Annotated in this window: 13 protein-coding genes; 12 read left to right on the top strand and 1 reads right to left on the bottom strand. The window is 57.5% G+C overall.

Annotated features, from left to right (window positions below; genetic code table 11):
* The first annotated feature begins 13 nt into the window (after window positions 1-13).
* The 8 genes from ACMGEE_RS04650 (at window position 14) to ycfP (ending at window position 6,672) form a co-directional block, all read left to right on the top strand.
* On the top strand, window positions 14-805 hold the full coding sequence (locus tag ACMGEE_RS04650; protein WP_394150114.1) for a metal-dependent hydrolase: 792 nt from the start codon (window positions 14-16) through the stop codon (window positions 803-805).
* A gap of 291 nt (window positions 806-1,096) precedes the next feature.
* A complete protein-coding gene (gene ptsG / locus ACMGEE_RS04645) occupies window positions 1,097-2,530 on the top strand; it encodes a PTS glucose transporter subunit IIBC (protein ID WP_253454588.1) in 1,434 nt (477 codons plus the stop codon).
* Window positions 2,531-2,906: 376 nt separating this feature from the next.
* Window positions 2,907-3,257 carry a purine nucleoside phosphoramidase gene (gene hinT / locus ACMGEE_RS04640; RefSeq protein WP_253454585.1) on the top strand — a complete coding sequence of 117 codons (351 nt, stop codon included), beginning with the start codon at window positions 2,907-2,909 and terminating at the stop codon, window positions 3,255-3,257.
* Window positions 3,258-3,275: 18 nt separating this feature from the next.
* Window positions 3,276-3,641 carry a YcfL family putative periplasmic lipoprotein gene (locus tag ACMGEE_RS04635; protein WP_253461015.1) on the top strand — a complete coding sequence of 122 codons (366 nt, stop codon included), beginning with the start codon at window positions 3,276-3,278 and terminating at the stop codon, window positions 3,639-3,641.
* A gap of 44 nt (window positions 3,642-3,685) precedes the next feature.
* Complete coding sequence (lpoB, locus tag ACMGEE_RS04630; RefSeq protein ID WP_301289722.1) at window positions 3,686-4,249, top strand: penicillin-binding protein activator LpoB; 564 nt, start codon at window positions 3,686-3,688, stop codon at window positions 4,247-4,249.
* Window positions 4,233-5,075, top strand: coding sequence for a thiamine kinase (thiK, locus tag ACMGEE_RS04625; protein WP_436829752.1), 843 nt, complete (start codon window positions 4,233-4,235; stop codon window positions 5,073-5,075). The genes lpoB and thiK overlap by 17 nt, the downstream gene beginning before the upstream one ends.
* A gap of 10 nt (window positions 5,076-5,085) precedes the next feature.
* On the top strand, window positions 5,086-6,105 hold the full coding sequence (nagZ, locus tag ACMGEE_RS04620; RefSeq protein ID WP_253454582.1) for a beta-N-acetylhexosaminidase: 1,020 nt from the start codon (window positions 5,086-5,088) through the stop codon (window positions 6,103-6,105).
* A 24-nt stretch (window positions 6,106-6,129) separates the two neighbouring features.
* Window positions 6,130-6,672 carry an alpha/beta hydrolase YcfP gene (gene ycfP, locus ACMGEE_RS04615; protein ID WP_253454581.1) on the top strand — a complete coding sequence of 181 codons (543 nt, stop codon included), beginning with the start codon at window positions 6,130-6,132 and terminating at the stop codon, window positions 6,670-6,672.
* Between the two features lie 259 nt (window positions 6,673-6,931).
* Here the strand turns inward: ycfP and ACMGEE_RS04610 are convergent, their stop codons facing one another.
* Window positions 6,932-7,534, bottom strand: a complete 603-nt coding sequence (locus ACMGEE_RS04610; RefSeq protein ID WP_436829751.1) for a carbonic anhydrase — start codon at window positions 7,532-7,534, stop codon at window positions 6,932-6,934.
* A 530-nt stretch (window positions 7,535-8,064) separates the two neighbouring features.
* Here ACMGEE_RS04610 and ACMGEE_RS04605 point away from each other — a divergent pair.
* The 4 genes from ACMGEE_RS04605 to ACMGEE_RS04590 form a co-directional block, all read left to right on the top strand.
* Window positions 8,065-9,369 carry an NAD(P)/FAD-dependent oxidoreductase gene (locus ACMGEE_RS04605; RefSeq protein ID WP_125290755.1) on the top strand — a complete coding sequence of 435 codons (1,305 nt, stop codon included), beginning with the start codon at window positions 8,065-8,067 and terminating at the stop codon, window positions 9,367-9,369.
* Between the two features lie 255 nt (window positions 9,370-9,624).
* The gene (locus ACMGEE_RS04600) at window positions 9,625-10,170 is read left to right on the top strand and encodes a glycine zipper 2TM domain-containing protein (protein ID WP_125290754.1); all 546 of its coding nucleotides are present in this window, start codon (window positions 9,625-9,627) and stop codon (window positions 10,168-10,170) included.
* A gap of 671 nt (window positions 10,171-10,841) precedes the next feature.
* A complete protein-coding gene (locus tag ACMGEE_RS04595) occupies window positions 10,842-12,533 on the top strand; it encodes a ShlB/FhaC/HecB family hemolysin secretion/activation protein (protein ID WP_436829750.1) in 1,692 nt (563 codons plus the stop codon).
* A gap of 36 nt (window positions 12,534-12,569) precedes the next feature.
* The coding region (locus ACMGEE_RS04590; protein WP_436829749.1) for a hemagglutinin repeat-containing protein at window positions 12,570-21,269 on the top strand (8,700 nt) is incomplete at its 3' end.

Genomic DNA, 21,269 nt, shown 5'->3' with positions numbered 1-21,269 from the left:
CCAGAGAATAATTATGTTTTTAGTCGATTCCCACTGTCATCTTGACGGCCTGAATTATGATAGCCTACACCGCGATGTGGATGACGTGCTGGCGAAAGCCGCCGCACGCGACGTGAAGTTTATGCTGGCGGTAGCAACCACGCTGCCCGGCTATAAAGCGATGACCGACCTGATTGGCGATCGTCCCAACGTGGCGTACTCCTGCGGCGTGCATCCGCTCAATCAGGATGAACCTTATGATTTTGCCGAGCTGCGCCAGCTGGCCGCCGACGAGCGTGTTATCGCCATGGGCGAAACCGGGCTGGACTACTACTATCAGAAAGAAACCATGGCGCAGCAGCAGGCCTCTTTCCGCGAGCATATTCGCATCGGTCGCGATCTGAATAAACCGGTTATTGTGCATACGCGCGATGCGCGCGAGGATACGCTGGCGATCCTGAAAGAAGAGAAGGTGGAAGGGTGCGGCGGCGTACTGCACTGCTTCACGGAAGATCGGGAAACGGCGGAAAAGCTGCTGGATATGGGCTTTTATATTTCGTTTTCCGGCATTGCCACTTTCCGCAATGCGGAAACGATCCGCGAGGCGGCACGCTATGTTCCGCTCGATCGCATGCTGGTGGAAACCGACTCGCCTTATCTGGCGCCCGTGCCTTACCGCGGCAAAGAGAATCAGCCAGCTTACACGCGCGATGTAGCGGACTATATGGCCGTAGTGAAAGGCGTCAGTATTGAAACGCTGGCCGAAGCCACCACAGCGAATTTCTCCCGCCTTTTCCACGTGCCGATGAGCCGCCTTACCGACTAATCGCTTTATTTTATTGCTCGTAATAAATTTGTAAAAAAAGCAGTTCGTATCGCCTGTTTGTGGGCGATACGGCTTTTGAATGGGCAAAAACTGGCAAATTTCCGGGAATTAAACTACATAGCAGGCGGTTGTTCAGTGAAACGTGATAACCGTCAAACAAATGCTTTCGGAATTATTTTACAGTTCGTAATAAATCACGAGGGCGCAAAGCGCTCCACCCATAGCGGGTCCTCCCCCCGTTATATCGCGTTGAAAAGCGCGTAAAGCACCCATACTCAGGAGTTTCACACTATGTTCAAAAACGCATTTGCAAACCTGCAAAAGGTCGGTAAATCGCTGATGTTGCCGGTATCGGTGCTGCCGATTGCCGGTATTCTGCTTGGCGTAGGCTCCGCCAACTTCAGCTGGCTGCCCGCCGTTGTCTCTCACGTTATGGCGGAAGCAGGTGGATCCGTCTTTGCCAATATGCCGCTGATTTTCGCCATCGGCGTGGCGCTGGGCTTTACCAACAATGACGGCGTTTCTGCGCTGGCGGCGGTGGTGGCCTACGGCATCATGGTAAAAACGATGGCGGTCGTAGCACCGCTGGTGCTGCATATGCCAGCCGGGGAGATCGAAGCGAAGCATCTCGCCGATACGGGCGTATTGGGCGGTATTATCGCCGGTTCGATAGCAGCCTATATGTTTAACCGCTTCTACCGTATCAAGCTGCCGGAATATCTCGGTTTCTTTGCGGGTAAGCGCTTTGTTCCAATTATCTCCGGTTTCACGGCGATCTTTATCGGTATCCTGCTTTCCTTTATCTGGCCGCCAGTTGGTACCGCCATTCAGGAATTCTCACAGTGGGCCGCCTATCAGAACCCGGTAGTCGCTTTCGGTATCTACGGCGTAATTGAGCGTTCTCTGGTGCCGTTTGGTCTGCACCATATCTGGAACGTGCCTTTCCAGATGCAGATCGGCGAGTTCACCAATGCGGCTGGTCAGGTTTTCCACGGCGATATCCCGCGCTATATGGCAGGCGACCCGACCGCGGGCAAACTCTCCGGCGGCTTCCTGTTTAAAATGTACGGCCTGCCTGCGGCAGCGATTGCTATCTGGCACTCCGCTAAACCAGAAAACCGTGCGAAAGTGGGCGGCATCATGATTTCCGCCGCGCTGACCTCGTTCCTGACCGGCATCACCGAGCCAATCGAATTCTCCTTTATGTTCGTGGCGCCAGTCCTGTATGCGATCCACGCTATCCTGGCCGGTCTGGCTTTCCCTATCTGTATCCTGCTGGGGATGCGCGACGGCACCAGCTTCTCGCACGGCCTGATTGACTTTGTGGTGCTGAGCGGCAACAGCAGCCGTATCTGGCTGTTCCCGATTATCGGTATCCTGTACGGTCTGGTTTACTACACCGTGTTCCGCGTGCTGATTGTTAAATTGAATCTGAAAACGCCGGGCCGTGAAGAAACTTCAACGACGCAAACGGCAGGTAATTCCAGTGAAATGGCTGCTAACCTGGTTGCCGCTTTCGGTGGTAAAGAGAACATCACTAACCTTGATGCCTGCATCACGCGTTTACGCGTCAGCGTGGCGGACGTATCCAAAGTGGATCAGTCCGGTCTGAAACAGCTTGGCGCAGCGGGCGTGGTCGTGGCGGGTTCCGGCGTTCAGGCCATTTTCGGCACCAAATCCGATAACCTGAAAACCGAGATGGATGAGTACATCCGCAAACAGTAATCAATCGGTAAGATAAAACAAAAAGCCCCACCTTCGAGTGGGGCTTTTTTTATCCGGCGTAAATGTCAGCCGCCAAAAAGGCCGCGATTCATCCATCCAATCCAGACAAGCGCGCCAGCAGCACCAACACCAGCATCGGCATAATCGCTCCGTCTCAATACGGCAGCTGACATCGGACCGCCGTCTCTTCTTGCTATCCTTGTAACACCCGAAACAGGCAAACGTTACTCGCGCAAAGCGTCACGTAAGGCGTTAAATCTGCGGTCAGCGCCGCGAAAAGCGGCAGACAGTAAAGAAAAGCCAGCGGAAGGTTGAAAGAAAACAAATATCTCGCTCATACTGCCGTAACTCATCTCATAGCTTAAGGACATGCATCATGGCTGAAGAAACGATTTTCAGTAAAATTATCCGCCGCGAAATCCCGGCCGATATTGTTTATCAGGACGAGCTGGTCACGGCCTTTCGCGATATCTCGCCAAAAGCGCCGACGCACATTCTGGTCGTGCCGAATATCCTGATCCCTACCGCCAACGATGCGGTGGCGGGGCATGAAGCCGCGCTGGGCCGGATGATTGTGGTGGCCGCGAAAATCGCTAAACAGGAAGGGATCGCCGAGGACGGCTATCGTCTGATCATGAACTGCAATCAGCATGGCGGACAGGAAGTCTATCATATCCATTTGCATCTGGTTGGCGGTCGTCCGCTGGGCCCGATGCTGGCTGAATAACGTGCCGGAGGCACTATGATGCGGATTATCGTCCTGGGCGCCATGCTGGCGTTGCTGAGCGGCTGCGCCAGCGATCGCACGACCATTGATACTTCGCAGTCGCTGGTTATGGAATCATCGGTACTGTCGGCGGGGATCCTTACCGGCGAGCCGGTGATATCGGAGCATGAAGGGCAGCAGCGAGGCGCTTCGCAGCTCTATAACCAGCAGGAAAAACCCGTTACGCTCTACTATCGCTTTTACTGGTATGACGATAAAGGGCTGGAAATTCTGCCCTTCGAAGCGCCTCGCAAGATTACGGTCGCGCCGCATAGCAGTGTTGAAATATCGTCGCAAACGGGTAACCTGACGGCCAGTAAGGTTCGCCTTTACCTGTATCTGTAGGAGATTATTGCGTGGAAAGGAAGATAGCTAAACTCTCGGGCGTCATGTTGCTGGCGCTTATTCTTAGCGGCTGTGTGGTGCAACAGCAGCAACAGCCCGCGCCCGTCGAGCCGGTGCAGCCGGTTCCCGAACAGCCGCAGCCCGTGCCGACCCAGCCGCCGCCGCCGGAAACGGTGCCGCAGCCGCCTAAAATGCAGTCGATTAACTGGGATGCCAGCGTAACGCCGCTGGTGGCGCAAATGCTGAAAGCGGACGGCATCACGCCCGGTAGCGTATTGCTGATCGACGGCGTGAAAAACAGCACCAACGGCAGCCTGCAACGCGCCAAAGCCACCGCTTCGCTGCAAAGCGCGCTGCAAAATAACACCCAGTTCAAGCTGGTGACGCCTGAACAGCTTGCTACCGCTAAACAGACGCTGGGACTGTCAGCCGAAGACAGCCTGAGCTCGCGCAGTAAAGCCGTCGGCCTGGCTCGCTACGTTGGCGCACAGTATGTGCTCTATACCAACGCTAAGGGCGACGTAAAATCGCCGGAACTGCAAATGCAGCTGATGCTGGTGCAGACTGGCGAAATCATCTGGTCGGGTAACGGTGTCGTACAGCATTGATCCCGCACTGAGCAGGCTGATTAAACAACGATTTCCGGCGGAGCGATCCGCCGGTTCTTTTTTTCCGCTGCACGGCCTGACGGGGCTGACGGCAAAGGTGGAGCTGGAAAGGGCAACGCTGCTGGCCCGCCATCAGCGCCAGGATAATCCCGTGCCGGGTGTGGATCGCCAGCGTGAGTATCGTATTTTACGCAAGCTTTCCGGCTGCGATCTCGCGCCTGCCGCCTGCGGCTATGCTGATAACTGGCTGCTGCTGGGCTGGCAGCCGGGCGAGGCGCTGAGCGAGGCGGCCTTTCCCGGCGCGCTGGATGCGGTTGTCAGCGAGCTGGCAAGGCTGCACCAACAGCCGCTCAGCGGCTATCCTTTGCAGCTGCAAAAGCTGCTGGAGCGCTACTGGCAGCTCAGTCGGCCTGCACGGCGGCACTGCGGCTGGCTGCGGGCATTGCAGCGGCTACAGCGGCGCGGCGAGCCAAAACCGCTGCGGCGGGCGCTGCTGCATATGGATGTGCATCCGGGCAATCTGATCCGTCAGCAAAATAGCCTGCGGCTGATTGACTGGGAGTATGCCAGCGATGGCGATGTCGCGCTGGAGCTGGCCGCGCTGGTAGCAGGAAACGCGCTGGATGCTGAGCAGCAGCGCGCGCTAACCGAGCGCTATGCCGCGCTGCAACGGCTGGATGCGGCAAGGCTACGGCAGCAGATGGCGCACTGGCAGCCCTGGCTGACGCTGCTGGCGGCAAGCTGGTACGAGCTGCGCTGGCAGCAGAGCGGCGAACAGACGTTTTATACGCTGGCGGCACAGGCCTGGCAGCGAGTTCGATCATAAGAGGTAATCTGTGGGACCGGTAATGTTAGATGTGCTCGGTTACGAGCTGGACGCGGAAGAGCGGGAAATTTTACAGCATCCGCTGGTGGGCGGGCTAATCCTGTTTACCCGCAACTACCACGATCCTGAGCAGCTTCAGGAGCTGATCAGGCAGATCCGCGCGGCCTCGCGTCACCGCCTGGCGATCGCGGTCGATCAGGAGGGCGGGCGCGTGCAGCGCTTCCGCGAAGGCTTTACGCGCCTGCCTGCGATGCAATCTTTTGCCGCGCTGAACAGCGAAGCCGAAGCGGCAAGGCTGGCGCAGGAAGCGGGCTGGCTGATGGCTGCCGAAATGATCGCGATGGATATTGATATCAGCTTCGCGCCCGTACTGGATATAGGACACGGCAGCGCGGCAATCGGCGAACGCAGTTTCCATGACGATCCTGCCGTGGCGCTGGCGATGGCGCGCCGTTTTATTGATGGCATGCATGAAGCGGGTATGAAAACCACCGGCAAGCATTTTCCCGGTCACGGTGCGGTAAGCGCGGACTCGCATAAAGAAACGCCGCGCGACGATCGTCCCGAAGCGATGATTCGTCAGCACGATATGCAGATCTTTAAGCAGCTGATTGACGAAAACAGGCTGGATGCGGTGATGCCTGCGCACGTTATCTATACTCAGGTAGACCCGCATCCGGCCAGCGGTTCCTCGCACTGGTTGAAAAAAGTGCTGCGCAAAGAGCTGGGTTTCGACGGCGTGATTTTTTCCGACGATCTGTCGATGGAAGGCGCAGCGATTATGGGCAGCTATGCCGAACGCGGTCAGGCTTCGCTGGACGCCGGCTGCGATATGATCCTGGTCTGCAACAACCGTCAGGGCGCCGTCAGCGTGCTGGATAATCTGTCGCCGATCAATGCCGAACGCGCCACGCAGCTGTACCATCGTGGCACGTTTACCCGCCAGCAGCTGCTGGCTTCGCCGCGCTGGAAAGAGAGCAGCCAGGCGTTAAGCAAGCTGCAAACCCGCTGGCTGGAGCAGCGAGGCTGACGCATACACCACAGGAGAAGGGCGATGATCATCTATCTGCACGGGTTTGATTCAACCAGTCCCGGCAATCATGAAAAAGTGCTGCAGCTGCAGTTTATCGATCCCGATGTACGGCTGTTGAGCTACAGCACGCTGCATCCTAAACATGATATGCAGTATTTGCTGAATGAAACCCACAAGCTTCTGAGCAGCAGCGACGATGAACGCGTGCTGATCTGCGGCGTAGGGTTAGGCGGTTATTGGGCCGAGCGCATCGGCTTTCTGAACGATATCCGTCAGGTAATGTTCAATCCCAACCTGTGGCCAGAAGAAAACATGCCGGGCAAAATCGACAGGCCTGAAGAGTATGTGGATATTGCCACCAAGTGCGTCAGCAACTTTCGGGAAAAAAACCGCGATCGCTGCCTGGTGATCCTCTCTCGACGCGACGAGGCGCTGGACAGCCAGCGTAGCGCGTCAACGTTGGGTGACTATTATGAAATCGTCTGGGATGACCACCAGCCGCATAAATTCAAAAACATCTCCTCGCACCTGCAGCGGATCAAAGCATTTAAAACGCTGGGCTAGCCGCTAACGCTCGCCCGCCTTATCCCGGCGGGCAGCAAACGTTCACAAGCTTTTCTTCATCGGTCACTGCCCCGGCATAATATTACTCGCGGCGGCGGCCTGGCCGAATGTTGCTAACGTCGCTGATATCCCTGTCCGGATACGCCGCGCTTTCATGTTCCACAATCACCACGCTGTTATTCGGCATGTCAGCCAGCAGAAAGGCTACCGCGCCTGCCTGGCTATGACCACGTAATTGACTGTTTATATCAGCATCCTTTCAAACCAGCCTTTTTAAATAGCCGCTGTGTAGCTCATGTACGCACCCGTAAATAGCGATGTCTCTTCCCGCTTTGATTGCTGATTTAACAGGCCAGGCATTAATTAAATTCACCGCCTGCGCCATAAGGTGGTATTCGGTTAATTTTTCCTTCCCTGTCGTGGCTATTTTCATTTCAGGCTGGAAAACAGCCATCCAGTCGTTAAGCGAATCGTACAGTTTTTGCAGATAGCGGGTTAACGGATCGGAAAAAAGCGGCGCGTTGACCTGCTGCAACGCCAGAGCGGCCTGGATACCGTCGCAGTCGTAGTGGCCGCACAGGATCAGGGTATCAATCTGCAAATGCCCGAGCGCGTATTGCAGCACGCTCATCAGGCTCTCATCCTCTTCCAGCACCATATTGGCGATATTACGGTGCACAAAAAGCTCACCGGGATGAGCGTTAGTTAATACCTCGGCGGGTACCCGGCTGTCCGAGCAGCCTATCCATAGCGCCTGCGGCGGCTTGGCGGCCATCAGATTTAAAAAATAATTTGGATCGCGGTTTGCCTGCTGCTGCGCCCAGCTGCGGTTTTGTGCCAGCAGTCTGTTCAGTGTTTTCATTCCTTTTCCCTCTTCCTTTTTCGGCAGAATAGCCGGAATAGCTTAAGAGGATATTAATAACTAAGCCTGCTGCAAGTTTTTCAGGGTAATTATTATTAAATATGTCGGGTTTTTTATTGGAGCCTGATTTGGTTTTTTTAGTATATATTTAAATACGATTGCCACAGGTGATTGCAGGACAATAAAATAAACTGAAAAAGAACGTCATATTTACTCCACCCAATCGGGGAGGGTATCGGCCAATTATTCCTGTTGAGTCGCATTATCAGAGATAAAAAATCACTCAGGTGGTGAAATAAACACCTTGCGGACGCACCTTATCCTCCCCGAAACACGGAAAATTATTCAGCAAAAACAGCGTGCTAATAAGAAATGGTTGAAAAAAATTGACCTGTATCAATTTTTACAGGACGGCCGATTTCCCGCGTGCTATTCTGCCTGCAGATAGCGAATAAATCGCCAACCCTATGTTAATTAAGGATATTATTTAACCTTTAATTAACGACTGGTTCACAATTTAAGGGGGTCGTTTGACTACACCAATGAAGAAGATTGTTATTGTCGGCGGAGGAGCCGGCGGGCTTGAGCTGGCGACACAGCTTGGTCAGAAACTGGGACGGAAAAAAAAGGCGGAAATAACCCTGGTGGACCGTAATCACAGCCATCTCTGGAAGCCGCTGCTGCACGAAGTCGCGACCGGATCGCTGGATGAAGGGATTGACGCGCTGAGCTATCTGGCCCACGCCCGCAATCATCACTTCCAGTTCCAGCTGGGCACGCTGACCGAAATCGATCGGGACAATAAAAAATTACAGCTGGCGGAAATCCGCAACGAGCAGGGCGAGCTGCTGGTGCCGGAACGCGAAGTGGCGTACGACACGCTGGTCATGGCGCTGGGCAGCACCTCCAATGACTTCGGCACGCCGGGCGTTAAGGATCACTGCATTTTCCTGGATAACCCGCACCAGGCGCGCCGTTTTCATAATGAAATGCTGAACCTATTCCTGAAATTCTCCGCCAGCGAAGGGCGCCAGGAGCAGGTGAATATTGCTATCGTCGGCGGCGGCGCGACCGGCGTAGAGCTTTCCGCCGAGCTGCATAACGCGGTGAAACAGCTGCACAGCTATGGCTATAAAGGTCTGAACAACAGCGCGCTGAACGTCACGCTGGTAGAGGCGGGCGAGCGTATTCTGCCTGCGCTGCCGCCGCGCATTTCCACCGCTGCGCATCAGGAGCTGACTAAGCTGGGCGTACGCGTGCTGACGCAGACGATGGTGACCAGCGCCGATGAAAATGGCCTGCATACCAAATCGGGCGAGTTTATCAATGCCGATCTGATGGTCTGGGCGGCGGGTATCAAAGCGCCGGACTTTATGAAAGAAATTGGCGGGCTGGAAACCAACCGTATTAACCAGCTGGTGGTACAGCCAACGCTGCAAACGACCCGCGATCCGGATATCTACGCGATTGGCGACTGCGCTTCGTGTGCGCTGCCTTCTGGCGGCTTTGTGCCTCCTCGCGCGCAGTCAGCGCATCAGATGGCGTCGCGCGTGCTGGATAACATTCTGGCACAGATGAAAGGACGCGAGCAGAAAGCCTATGTTTATAAGGATCACGGCTCGCTGGTTTCGCTCTCGCGTTTCAGCACGGTCGGCAGCCTGATGGGCAACCTGATGCGCGGTTCAATGATGGTTGAAGGACGCATCGCGCGCTTTGTCTATATCTCGCTTTATCGTATGCACCAGGTCGCGCTGCACGGCTACTTTAAAACCGGCCTGATGATGCTGGTGGGCAGCATTAACCGGGTTATCCGTCCGCGCCTTAAGCTGCACTAAGTAAAATCAGGACCGCCTGATCTATAGTAACAGGGCTTATAACGATACCGTCGTTATAAGCCCTTCTTCTGCCGCATCCCTCCTAAGAACTCTCTTAAAAGCTTTTGCATTTGACTTTAAACATTTATTTCGTCCTGAATTCTTATTGTCATAACTGGTCCTGATAAGCACACTTTACCGAACAAAGCGCGTCGCGTATGGCCCGGACTCTGCGGCTGGCGACGATGCGTAATAACCGTTTCAGGAGACAGCCCTGTGAATAAATCAATGTTGGCAGGTATCGGAATTGGCGTAGCGGCCGCGCTGGGCGTTGCCGCTGTAGCAGGCATGAATGTATTCGAGCGTGAGCCGCAGTTTGCTCAGGTGCTCTCCGCCACGCCAATTAAAGAGACGACGAAAAATCCGCGTCAGGAGTGCCGTAACGTCACGCTGACTCACCGGCGTGCCGTGCAGGATGAGAACCGTATCGCCGGTTCCGTACTGGGCGCGGTGGCGGGCGGCGTGCTGGGTCATCAGTTTGGCGGCGGACGCGGACGCGATGTGGCTACCGTAGCGGGCGCGCTGGCAGGCGGATACGGCGGTAATCAGGTGCAGGGCGCTCTGCAGGATCGCGATACCTACACGACCACCGAACAGCGCTGCAAAACCGTTTACGATAAGCAGGAAAAAACGCTGGGCTATGACGTCACCTATAAAATTGGCGACCAGCAGGGCAAAATCCGCATGGATAACGACCCGGGGACACGCATCCCTTTAAACAGCAACGGTCAGCTGATCCTGAACAGCCAGAACCAGGCATAAGTTGCCCGGCCTCTGCTAAAGCATGACGCTCGGCCCCCTCTTAACGGAGGGGTTTTTTTTTAGCACTATGCTCGAATTTGCTTATCTGCAGCGCCTTTTATCACGATGCTTGAATTTGCTCACCTGCAACCTCCTTTATAAGTCCCTCCTGCAAGCGGTCAACCGTATTCTTATACAAAAAGACCAGGCGCTTTCCGAATTGATCCGTAGAAGCATTGACCTTGTTATAGCGGTTGGTTAAGGAAATTTATTATCAACTGCATGACTTAAGCTAAATTTATGTGGTTGAGGGGCGTTACATAAATATTAGCCTCCGATCATTGTCAGAAATGCGGTTGTAACCATCCATCATGTCCGGGGCTTTTAAAGCAAGTAATACGAGGTTTTCTTGTGTTAATATATGATTTTTAATGAATTAATTATAATTAGCTGATTCATGTCCCCCTTTGAACCTCTCAATAATCGTGTCTTAATTTCCCTGAAATTCCTTTCTATTAGTGTAACGCTTAACTGGTTTCATTAATCCCTCTCACTTATTAATGTAAGCTTTTTGTAAGTTTTTCTCTGTTTTTCCTTGAGCTTTTGCCCGGCAGGTGCATAATGTGCGCATAAAAATACGTAATACACATTTTGTTACATATTTGGCGGGCAGAATAGTCATGCAGGGAAAAATGGAAAAGCGCCTGAAGTCGGCGCTGGCTGTTATTGGGCTAACCGGCTGCGGTGCGGTTTACGCAGCGCCGGGCGATGAGCAAATTCAGCATCAGCAGGAGCAGCAAAAAGCTCGCCAGGCACAGATAGCGCCAAAAGCACCCGATATCCGTCTTGCCGAACCGCTCCCCGCACCTTCGCGGATAACTTTTCCGGCTGAAAAACCCTGTTTTACGCTTCAGCGCGTCTCGCTATCCGGCCAGCAGGCTCTGCCGCATTGGGTGCCGTTGCAGCGGCTGGCAAACCAGGCTGTCGGTCATTGCGTAGGCGTGCAGGGCATCAATCAGCTAATGGGCACGCTGCAAAACCGTCTTATTAATCATGGCTGGGTGACAACCCGGGTGCTCGCGCCGCCGCAGGATTTGCGTCAGGGCGAGCTGAAGCTGCTGATTGTGCCGGGTAAAATCCGTCGGGTTGAGCTGGCTCCCGGCGCTTCGCGCTACGTCAGCCTCTATCCCACCATGCCAGCGCATTCCGGCGACCTGCTGGATCTGCGCGATATCGAACAGGGACTGGAAAATCTGCAGCGCCTGCCGGGCGTCGAGGCGAAGATGGCGCTACGTCCGGCAGAAAAACCCGGCGAAAGCGATATTATTATCGAGCGCACCCAGCGACGTTTCTGGCGTCTTGGCGCCTGGCTGGACGATTCCGGCACGGAAAGCACGGGACGGTATCAGAGCGGCATCATGCTGGCGCTGGATAATCCCACTTCATTGAGCGATCTGTTTTACCTGACCGCCAGCCGCGATTTGGGTTTCGCCGGCAGAAAAAGCAGCAAAAGCCTGACCGGACACTATTCGGTGCCGGTGGGGTGGTGGCAGTTTGGGCTGACCGCCAGCGATTACGACTACCACCAAACGGTGGCTGGCTACAGCCGCGATTTTCTCTATGCCGGGAAAAGCCGTTCGCTCGATGTGCAGGCCAGCCGGGTGCTGCACCGCAACGCTTCTTCTAAAACTCTCGCCACCTACGATGTGCTGGTAAAAGAGTCACGCAATTTTATCAACGATACCGAGGTCGTCAGCCAGCAGCGCCGTACCAGCGCCTGGCGGTTAGGGCTGTCGCATCGCCACTATATTGGTCCGGCCACGCTTGATGCCGGAGTCAGCTATCAGCGCGGCACGCGCTGGTTTGGCGCCTTACCGGCCTGGGAAGAGTCTTATCACGACAGCACCTATGCGACCGCGCTGGCAAAAATACTGACCTGGCAGGCGGCGCTGACGGTGCCATTCTCACTGCGTACTCAGCGTTTTAATTACAACATGCAATATCGTCGGCAGATGAGTAACACGCCGCTGACGCCGCAGGATGAGTTTGCTATCGGCAACCGCTGGACGGTGCGCGGCTTTGATGGCGAGCGCACCCTGAGCGCCAGCCGTGGCTGGACGCTACAGAATACGCTGGCCTGGCAGACGCCGCTGCCTGCCCAGGAGTTCTATCTTGGGGTCGACTATGGCGAAGTCAGCGGCAACAGCGCAATCCAGGGCGGTTTGCCCGGACGCCATCTGGCCGGAGGCGTAACGGGGCTACGCGGCGCCATCGCGCCCGTCAACCTTAGCTATGACCTTTTTGCCGGGATCCCGCTCTCAAAACCAGAGGGATTTAAAACCGATCCGGCAACCTTTGGCTTCAGCCTGAACTGGAACTACTGACCCGCTTCTTTTGCCTGACAAGGGACTGTGCGCATTATGAACAAGCTTTGCTACCGCATTATCTTCAATAAAGTTCGCGGCATGCTGATGGTGGTGTCCGACATTGCCCGTAGCGGCTACGGCCATCTTGCCCGTCGCCGTCAGCGCAACTCGCGTACGGAAAAGCCGATCCGTATCAGTCCACTTAGTTTCGCGCTTTGGCTGGCGGCTGGGGCGGTTAGCCTGCCTGCGCAGGCTAATATCGTTGCCGACAGCAGCGCGCCCGGCAACCAGCAGCCGACGGTGATGTCCACCGCCAACGGGCTGCCGCAAATTAATATCCAGACGCCGAACGGCCAGGGCGTCTCGCGCAATCAATACAGCCAGCTCGATGTCGGCGAGCGCGGTGCCATTCTGAACAACAGTCATCAAAACACGCGCACCCAGCTGGGCGGCATGGTGGCGGCTAATCCCTGGCTGTCAAAGCAGGAAGCCAGCGTCATCCTCAATGAGGTCAACAGCCGTAATCCCAGCCAGCTCAATGGCTTTATTGAAGTGGCCGGAAAGCGGGCCGCGGTGGTTATTGCTAATCCCGCAGGGATAACCTGCAACGGCTGCGGTTTTATCAATGCCAGCCGTAATACCCTGACCACGGGCCAGCCGATTATGGAAAACGGCCAGCTGAAAGGCTTTGACGTGAACGGCGGGCGGATCAATATCGAGGGCAAAGGCTTAAACGACAGCGATGCTGATTACACCCAGATCGTCGCACAGTCGGTAGCGGTAAATGCCAGGCTGCACGCCCGAGAACTGAACGTTGTTACCGGACGAAATCAGGTAGCTACGGAAGGTAGCGTAACCACGGTGAAAACCAGCGACGCGACCGCTCGCCCAGCCTATGCGCTCGACGTCGCCGCGCTTGGCGGCATGTATGCCAACAAAATCACCCTGACCGGCACCGAAAAAGGGGTTGGCGTACGCAATGCCGGCGAACTGGGCGCCGGCGCGGGCGAACTACGCCTGACCGTAGATGGCCGGCTGGAAAACAGCGGCACGCTGCAAAGCCAGGCCGCTTTGCAAATCGCTACTCAGGATGACCAGACCAACAGCGGCAGGATCCTGTCACAACAGGCGGTCACGCTGGCCTCTAACGGCACCCTGCATAATGACGGCATTATCGCCGCAAAAGGCAACGTGACGCTGACCGCCAACGGGATCGAGAGCAATGGCGGAAGCGCGCTGGCAGCAGGGGTTGATGACAGCGGCGCGCTGACGCAGCCCGGCAGCCTGGTTTTAACCAGTCAGGGCGAGCTGAAAGCGCAGGGCAAAAACCTGGCACGCGATGGGATCCAGGCGCACGGAAGCCGGGTCGATTTGGGTGGCAGCCAGACTGCAGCGGATGGGATAGCGCTAAGCGCTACCCAGGGCGACATCAGTACCGCAGGCGCAACGGTGACTGGCAAAACGGTGCAGATACAGGCCGCTACCCGACTGAATAACGATGACGGTCAAATATCAGCCGGAAAGCTGGTCGTTGCTGCCGGGGACATCAGTAACAATCGCGGGCTGCTGCGTCAGCAAAACAGCGAGGCGCTGAGTCTGGACAGCGGGCAAATCCACAACAATCAGGGCACGATTGTTAACGCAGGCGATACCCATCTTAAAGCGCAACAAATTGAAAACCGCAGCGGGCTGATTGCCGGTAACGGTCATGCGCTTTCGCTGGATGCTCAGCAACTTGATAATCAGCAGGGGACTATACAGCTGGCTGGCGATGGCGCACTGACGCTGACTGCCTCGCAGCTTAATGGCAACCAGGGCGCGCTGCTGTCGGCCGGGGCGCTGGATCTGAAAGGCGGGCGGCTCGATCTCTCACAGGGGCATACTCAGGCGCAGGCGGTAACGCTGTCGGCGGAAACGCTCGATCACCGCCAGGGCCTGCTTTCCCAGCGCGGCCCTGGTGAAATGACGCTGTCGCTCTCTGGCGCGGCGGACAATCAGGATGGTCGCATGGAAAGCGGCGGCAGTCTGCGCATTGCTTCCGGCAGTCTGGATAACAGCCGCGGCACGCTGCTGGCGGCTCAGGGCGATCTGCTTCTGACCGCGGGCGAAGCGCTGAACAATAATCAGGGCGAACTGCTGGCCAACCGGGATCTGCGCCTTGCCGCAGCAAGTCTGGATAATCAGCAAGGACGCATTTCCGCGACGGGCGGCGAAGCACAGCTAAAAACGGATCGGCTTATCGACAACGATCGGGGGCGGATTGAAGCCAGCCAGCAGCTGACGGCGCAAAGTCAGGGAGTGAATAACCACGGCGGCACGCTGCTGGGCGATCGCATCGTAGTGGCTACGCAGCAGGGCGATTTTATCAACGCCAGCGGCAATGTAGTCGCGCAGGACACGCTCAGCCTGTCGGGCGGCGCGACAGATAATCACGCGGGCCTTATCCAGTCCGGTCACGATCTGACGATCGATACGCACGGACAAAAGCTGATCAACAGCGACAGCGGTAAAGGCGGCATCCTGAGTGGCGGCACGCTGACCCTAACCAGCGGCGAGACTGATAACCGTGGCGGCATCATAGCCGCACAGGCGGCTGGTATCGCCAGCGGCGCGCTGACGAATACCGACGGTACTGTGCTGGCAGATCGCACACTCTCTCTTACCACCGGCGCAATGGATAATCAGCGGGGCCTGTTGCAGGCGGGTGAGGATCTCTTGCTTGATACGCAGGGCGCAGCGCTTGATAACCGCGACAGCGGCGAACGAGGCGGGATCGTCTCTCGTGGCGATCTCAATCTGGCAACCGGGCGGATCCTGGGCGATCGGGGTACGATCCAGGGGCGGAACGTTGTTATCGACAGCCATGAGCAGGCGTTTGACCATCAGGACGGCAGCCTCAGCGCGAAGGAAAGCCTGCGGCTGAACAGCGGCGAACTGAACAACCGCGCGGGACGTATTCAGTCCGGCGGTGATATGCAGCTTGATACGCATGGCCGCACGCTTACCAATCAGCAGAGCGGAGCGTCGGGCGGCGTCATCGCGGGCGGCGAGCTGAGCCTCAACAGCGGCGATATAAATAACGACGCTGGCATGTTGGCGGCAGCGGGCAATATCCGGCTGCACAGTGGCGCGCTGAGCAATATTGACGGCACGCTGGCTTCAGACGGATCGCTGACGCTAACTGGCGGCGCGGTAGATAATCAGCGTGGCCTGATCCAGGCGGGCCAGGCATTATCGCTCGATACCCAGGGCGCAGCGCTGACCAATACCGACAGTGGCCAAAAAGGCGGTATTGTCTCCGCAGGCGATCTGCTGCTCAACACCGGGCAAATCAACGGCAACCACGGCGTGATGATTGGGCAGAATGTCACAGTCGACACGCATCGGCAGACCTTTGACCATCAGCAGGGAGAGCTGGGCGCGCGGGGCGCTTTGCAGCTGGATACCGGCACGCTGAACAACCGCGCCGGATTGCTGGAATCAGGGCAGGATCTGCGGCTGGATACCCAGGGTAATCCCTTTATTAATGAAAATGGCCAGCTGATCGGCGGCGGCACGTTAACGCTTCACGCTGGAGAGATAAATAATCAGCAGGGCACGATCGTTGGCAAAAACGCGACCCGGCTTACCGGCGGAAACCTCAACAACCGCGCAGGTACGCTGAGCGGCGGTAAGGGGGAGCTGACTCTGACCGCAGGAGAAATACAGAACCAGGGCGGCCTGTTACAGGCAGGCAGCGATCTGACGCTGGACACCCAGGGGCAGGCGCTGATCAATACCGACAGCGGCAACCAGCACGGTATTGTCGCCCTGGGTAATCTGGATCTGCGCAGCGGCGGGGTTAACAACCAGACCGGTTTTATCGCGGCGGGCAATCTGGCGTCGCTGCAGGCCGCCGATTTGAACAACGTTCAGGGGCAGCTGGCCGGCAACGGCGGGTTGACCTTTAGCGGCGGAGCCCTGAATAACACCGACGGCAAACTGCAATCTGCGGGCGATATCGCGATTGATACCACAGGGCAGACGCTGATCAATCAGCGCGGCCTGATTGCCGGTTCTGGCGCGACCCGCATCGACAGCGGCGCGCTGCAAAATCAACAGGGACAGATCCAGGGCGGAAAAGATCTGACGCTGGCGCTGGGCCAGAATGCGCTACAAAATCAGAGCGGCAAACTGTTTTCCGCCGGAACGCTGACGCTGACCGCGGGGCAGCTTGCCAATCAGTCCGGCCAGCTACAAAGTGTGGACGCCGGACGGTTAACGCTTTCTCAGCAGCTTGATAATAGCGACGGCCTGCTCCAGGGCGGGCAGGGGTTGACTATCACCACGCCGCGCCTGCTCAATCAAAACACGCAGAAGAGTGGTAAGGGCATTGAGGCCGGAACGCTGACGGTACAGGCCGACACGCTGGACAACAGCAAAGGCGCGCTGAAGGCAACGGCCATGCTTTCGCTGACCGTGCGGCAGGCGTTGGAAAACCTCAACGGGCTGATCTCCTCCGCCGGTACGCTGATTGTTCAGGATGCCGCTCAGGGACAGGCGCTGAGTATTAATAACCGTAAGGGCACGCTGATTGCCGATAAGCAGGCCCAGATCGGTGCCGCCTCGCTGAGCGGCGACGGGCAGGTGCTGTCACAGGGTGATTTGGGCATTACGCTGGCGGGCGACTTCCATAATGCTTCCCAGGTTAAAGCCAACGGCACGCTGCGGCTGGCTACGGGCGGCAGCCTCACCAATGACGGCACCATCAGCGCGCAGCAGGCGCTCTGGCTCTCTGCCCGCAACGTCACTAACGGCAAAAAAGGGGAAATCAGCGCGCAGGAAACGCACGTCACCGCTGCGGATACGCTAAATAACACCGGCCTGATAGACGGCACGCTGACGCACCTTGTAGCCAACGTGCTGAACAATACCGGCACCGGCCGCATTTTTGGCGATCGTATAGCCATTGCCGCTACGGTGCTGAATAACCTCAGCGACGGCGGCAAAGCGGCTGTGATTGCCGCACGGGATCGCCTCGATCTGGCTGCGGATACGGTGAACAACCGCGACCATGCCCTGATCTACAGCGTTGGCGATATGCATATCGGCCGCCAGCTGGACAGCAACTATCAGGCCATCGGGCAGGGGCGGCAGCTCAATAACGACGGGGCGACTATTGAAGCCGGACGGGATGCGGCGATCGCCATGGCCGAGGTCAACAATACCAACCGTAACCTCACCACCAAAACGGTCACCACGGAAAACGCTCAGCATCATGATGCGGTGCTGAAAGGCCATACCGATCGCTTCGACTGGAGCGAGGTGGATACCAGCCATAAAAATAAATATAAGGTGCACAACGCGCGCATGCCGGACGGTACCAGCGGCAGCGAGTTTTATGAGTACACCTATCAGCGGGTAGTAAAGGAAACGCAGATCAAATCGAGCGATCCGGGCAAAATCCTGTCCGGCGGCAACATGACCTTTACCGCCGATCGCCTGTTCAATCATGACAGCCAGATTGTGGCTGGCGCCACGCTGGGTGGGCAGATTGGCGATCTGGATAACCAGGCCACGAAGGGAACGCGCGTCACGACGGATAACGGCAAAGTGGTGCGCTGGTACGCCAAGAAAAAGAAAAAGAAACTGGGCGGCACCAAGACTTCTCAAGGTAAAAGTAGCAGCAACTATCGTCCGGCTGCCGTAACGGAAACCATCGACCTGAAAACCTTTGCCTGGCAGGCGAACGCGGCGCCACAGGGCAGCCGCTATCAGACCGGCAACCGACAGCAGCAATCGGTAAGTATTCAGGCGGGGGCGGTCGGCGCGATTAACGGCCAGCAGGCGGCGACGGCGGTCGCGCTGACGCCGTCTGGCGATACGGCTTCGCAACCCGTTATCGCACCGCGTTACGACAGCACCCTGACGCTGGACAAGCTGGCCGGGCAGAAGGATCGTCCGCTGCTGTTGCCAGCCGGGCAGCAATTCTCACTGACGCTGCCCGCCACGGTGGTTAACGGACAAAGCATTACGCCCGTTATCCGCGCCGTTTCGGCGGATACACGTCTGCCAGACAATAGCCTGTTTTCGCTTCAGCCTGCCAGCGACAGCCACTACCTGGTGGAAACCGATCCGCGCTTCGTTAATCAGAAGCAGTGGCTGGGCAGCGACTATATGCAGAACGCGCTGTCGACGGACGGCAGCCAGACCCTGAAGCGACTGGGCGACGGCTATTATGAACAGCGCCTGGTACGCGATCAGATTACGCAACTGACCGGCAGTCGCTATACCGCGGGCTACAGCAATGATGAAGATCAGTTCCGCGGATTGATGAATAACGGCGTGGCTTTTGGTAAAACATACCAACTGACGCTCGGCGTGGCGCTGACGCCCGCGCAGATGGCGCTGTTGACCAGCGATATCGTCTGGCTGGTTAACCAGACGGTCACGCTGCCGGACGGGACGCAGCAGACGGTACTGGTGCCGCAGGTCTATGCGAAAGTAAAAGAAGGCGATCTTACCGGCGACGGCGCGTTGCTCGGTGGCGGTAGCGTGGCGCTGAATGCTCAAAAGGATATGACCAATAGCGGCACTATCCACGGGCGTGAAGTGACGCAGCTGACGGCGCAGACGCTGACCAACAGCGGGTATATCGACGGTAATCAGGTCAGCCTCAGCGCTCGCCAGGATATCGCCAACCTTGGCGGCACCATCAGCGGTGATAAATCTGTTTCGCTGCTGGCGGGACGCGATATTACCAGCCAGGCGACGCTGCGGGGCGACGGCACGGACAGATGGGTGGATCGGCCCGCGGGCATCTACGTGCAGGGTTCCGACGGCAAGCTGTCGCTGAGCGCTCTGCATAACATCACGCTGGCGGGTAGCGATATCGCTAATGCGGGTGAAAACGGCACCACACAGATCCGCGCGGGCAACGATCTGACGCTGGGCACCGTCTCCACGCAGCACAGTGAAAACGACAGCTGGGGCAGCGATAATTATCGTCGTCTTTCGCAGCAGAACGATGTCGGCACACGAATTACTACCGCAGGCGATTTGCAGCTCAGCGCGGGGCAGGATATTCATTCCCGCGCCGCAGAAGTGACGGCTGGCGGTACGCTAACGGCCAGCGCCGGGCGCGATATCACTTTAGGCACCGGCAACAGCAGCACCGATCTGGTCGAGCACAGCAAGCAGAGCAGCAAAGGGCTGCTGTCCGCCAGCAGCCTGGAAACGCACGACGAGGTACACGATCGTCAGGGGATTAGCACCACGTTCAGCGGCGACAGCGTACAGCTTCAGGCAGGCCGCGATCTTACCGTCACCGGCAGCAACGTGGCGGGCACGCAGGATGTGACGCTGAGCGCAGGACAGGATCTGAAAGTCACCACCGCGGCTGAATCCCACCAGGAAAATCACCAGCGCGAAGAGAAAAAATCGGGCCTGATGGGCACGGGCGGCATCGGCTTTACCGTCGGCCAGGCGATGCAGAAAAGCACCACTGACGCGGACGGCGCGCTCAATAAGGGCAGCACGATTGGCAGCAGCGACGGCAACGTGACGCTCAGCGCCGGTAACCAGCTTAACATCCACGGCAGTGACGTCATTGCCGGTAAAGATCTGACGCTCAGCGGCAGCGACGTGGCGATTACGGCAGCGGAGAACAGCCATACCGCACTGACCAGAACCGAGCAGAAGCAGAGCGGCCTGACGCTGGCGCTTTCCGGCACCGTGGGCGCTGCGCTGAACACGGCAGTCAGCGTGGCGCAGACGGCGCAGGATACCGGCGACGGTCGCCTGAAAGCGTTGCAGAACACCAAAGCGGCGCTGAGCGTCGCCCAGGCGGAGCAGGCGTATGAACTGGATGGCGCGCAGACCGCTGCGGCAACCGCACATAATGATGCGCTGGGCCTGAAGCCGGGCGATGAGGGCTATCAGGAAGGCGCGACCAACACCGTAGGCGTTAACCTCTCTTACGGCAGCCAGTCGTCTAAAAGCGAAACTCGCACGGAGAGCCATCAGGCGCAGGGCAGCTCGCTGGGCGCGGGCGGCAACGTGCAGGTAACCGCCACCGGCGCGCAGCCGGGCAGCCGGGGCGATATCACCGTGCAGGGCAGCCAGCTGCAGGCGGGCGGCGACATGACGCTGGCGGCGAAGAACGATATCAGCCTGCTTTCCGCGCAGAACAGCGAGCGAACCGACAGCAGCAACAGCAGCAAGGGCGGCAGCGTCGGCGTGGGGCTGACCGCCGGTTCCGGCGGCACCGGCCTCAACGTCTCGGCCAGCGTCAACGCGGCAAAAGGGCGCGCTAACGGCAACGGCCTGACGCACAGCGAGACGACGCTGAACGCGGGCAACGGCCTGAGCCTGAACGCCGGACGCGACACGCTGCTGCAGGGCGCGCAGGTCAGCGGGAACAGCGTGAAGGTGGACACCGGGCGCAACCTGACGCTGACCTCGGAGCAGGACAGCGACCGCTACGACAGCAGGCAGCAGAGCGCCAGCGCCGGAGCCAGCTATACCTTCGGCGGCGGCGGTGGCTCGGCCAGCGTGAACCTGAGCCGGGACAAGATGCACAGCAACTGGCAGAGCGTGGCCGAACAAACCGGCATCTTTGCGGGCAAGGGCGGCTTTGACGTGACGGTGGGCGACCACACGCAGCTGAACGGCGCGGTTATCGGCTCGACGGCAGCGGCGGATAAAAACCGGCTGGATACGGGCACGCTGGGCTTCAGCAGTATTGAAAACCACGCGGACTATAAGGTCGAACAC

It is taken from the genome of Erwinia artemisiae (genome assembly GCF_051400835.1).
Lineage (GTDB): Bacteria > Pseudomonadota > Gammaproteobacteria > Enterobacterales > Enterobacteriaceae > Erwinia > Erwinia aeris.
The sequence above is the reverse complement of the archived record's forward strand: the minus strand, read 5'-3'. Positions and strand labels throughout refer to the sequence as shown.

Coding starts and splice junctions, on each gene's coding strand:
- ACMGEE_RS04610 (WP_436829751.1), bottom strand. CDS start 7,534: ATGAAAACACTGAACAGACTGCTGGCACAAAACCGCAGCTGGGCGCAG.
- hinT (WP_253454585.1), top strand. CDS start 2,907: ATGGCTGAAGAAACGATTTTCAGTAAAATTATCCGCCGCGAAATCCCG.
- ycfP (WP_253454581.1), top strand. CDS start 6,130: ATGATCATCTATCTGCACGGGTTTGATTCAACCAGTCCCGGCAATCAT.
- ACMGEE_RS04635 (WP_253461015.1), top strand. CDS start 3,276: ATGCGGATTATCGTCCTGGGCGCCATGCTGGCGTTGCTGAGCGGCTGC.
- ACMGEE_RS04650 (WP_394150114.1), top strand. CDS start 14: ATGTTTTTAGTCGATTCCCACTGTCATCTTGACGGCCTGAATTATGAT.
- ptsG (WP_253454588.1), top strand. CDS start 1,097: ATGTTCAAAAACGCATTTGCAAACCTGCAAAAGGTCGGTAAATCGCTG.
- ACMGEE_RS04595 (WP_436829750.1), top strand. CDS start 10,842: ATGGAAAAGCGCCTGAAGTCGGCGCTGGCTGTTATTGGGCTAACCGGC.
- lpoB (WP_301289722.1), top strand. CDS start 3,686: ATGTTGCTGGCGCTTATTCTTAGCGGCTGTGTGGTGCAACAGCAGCAA.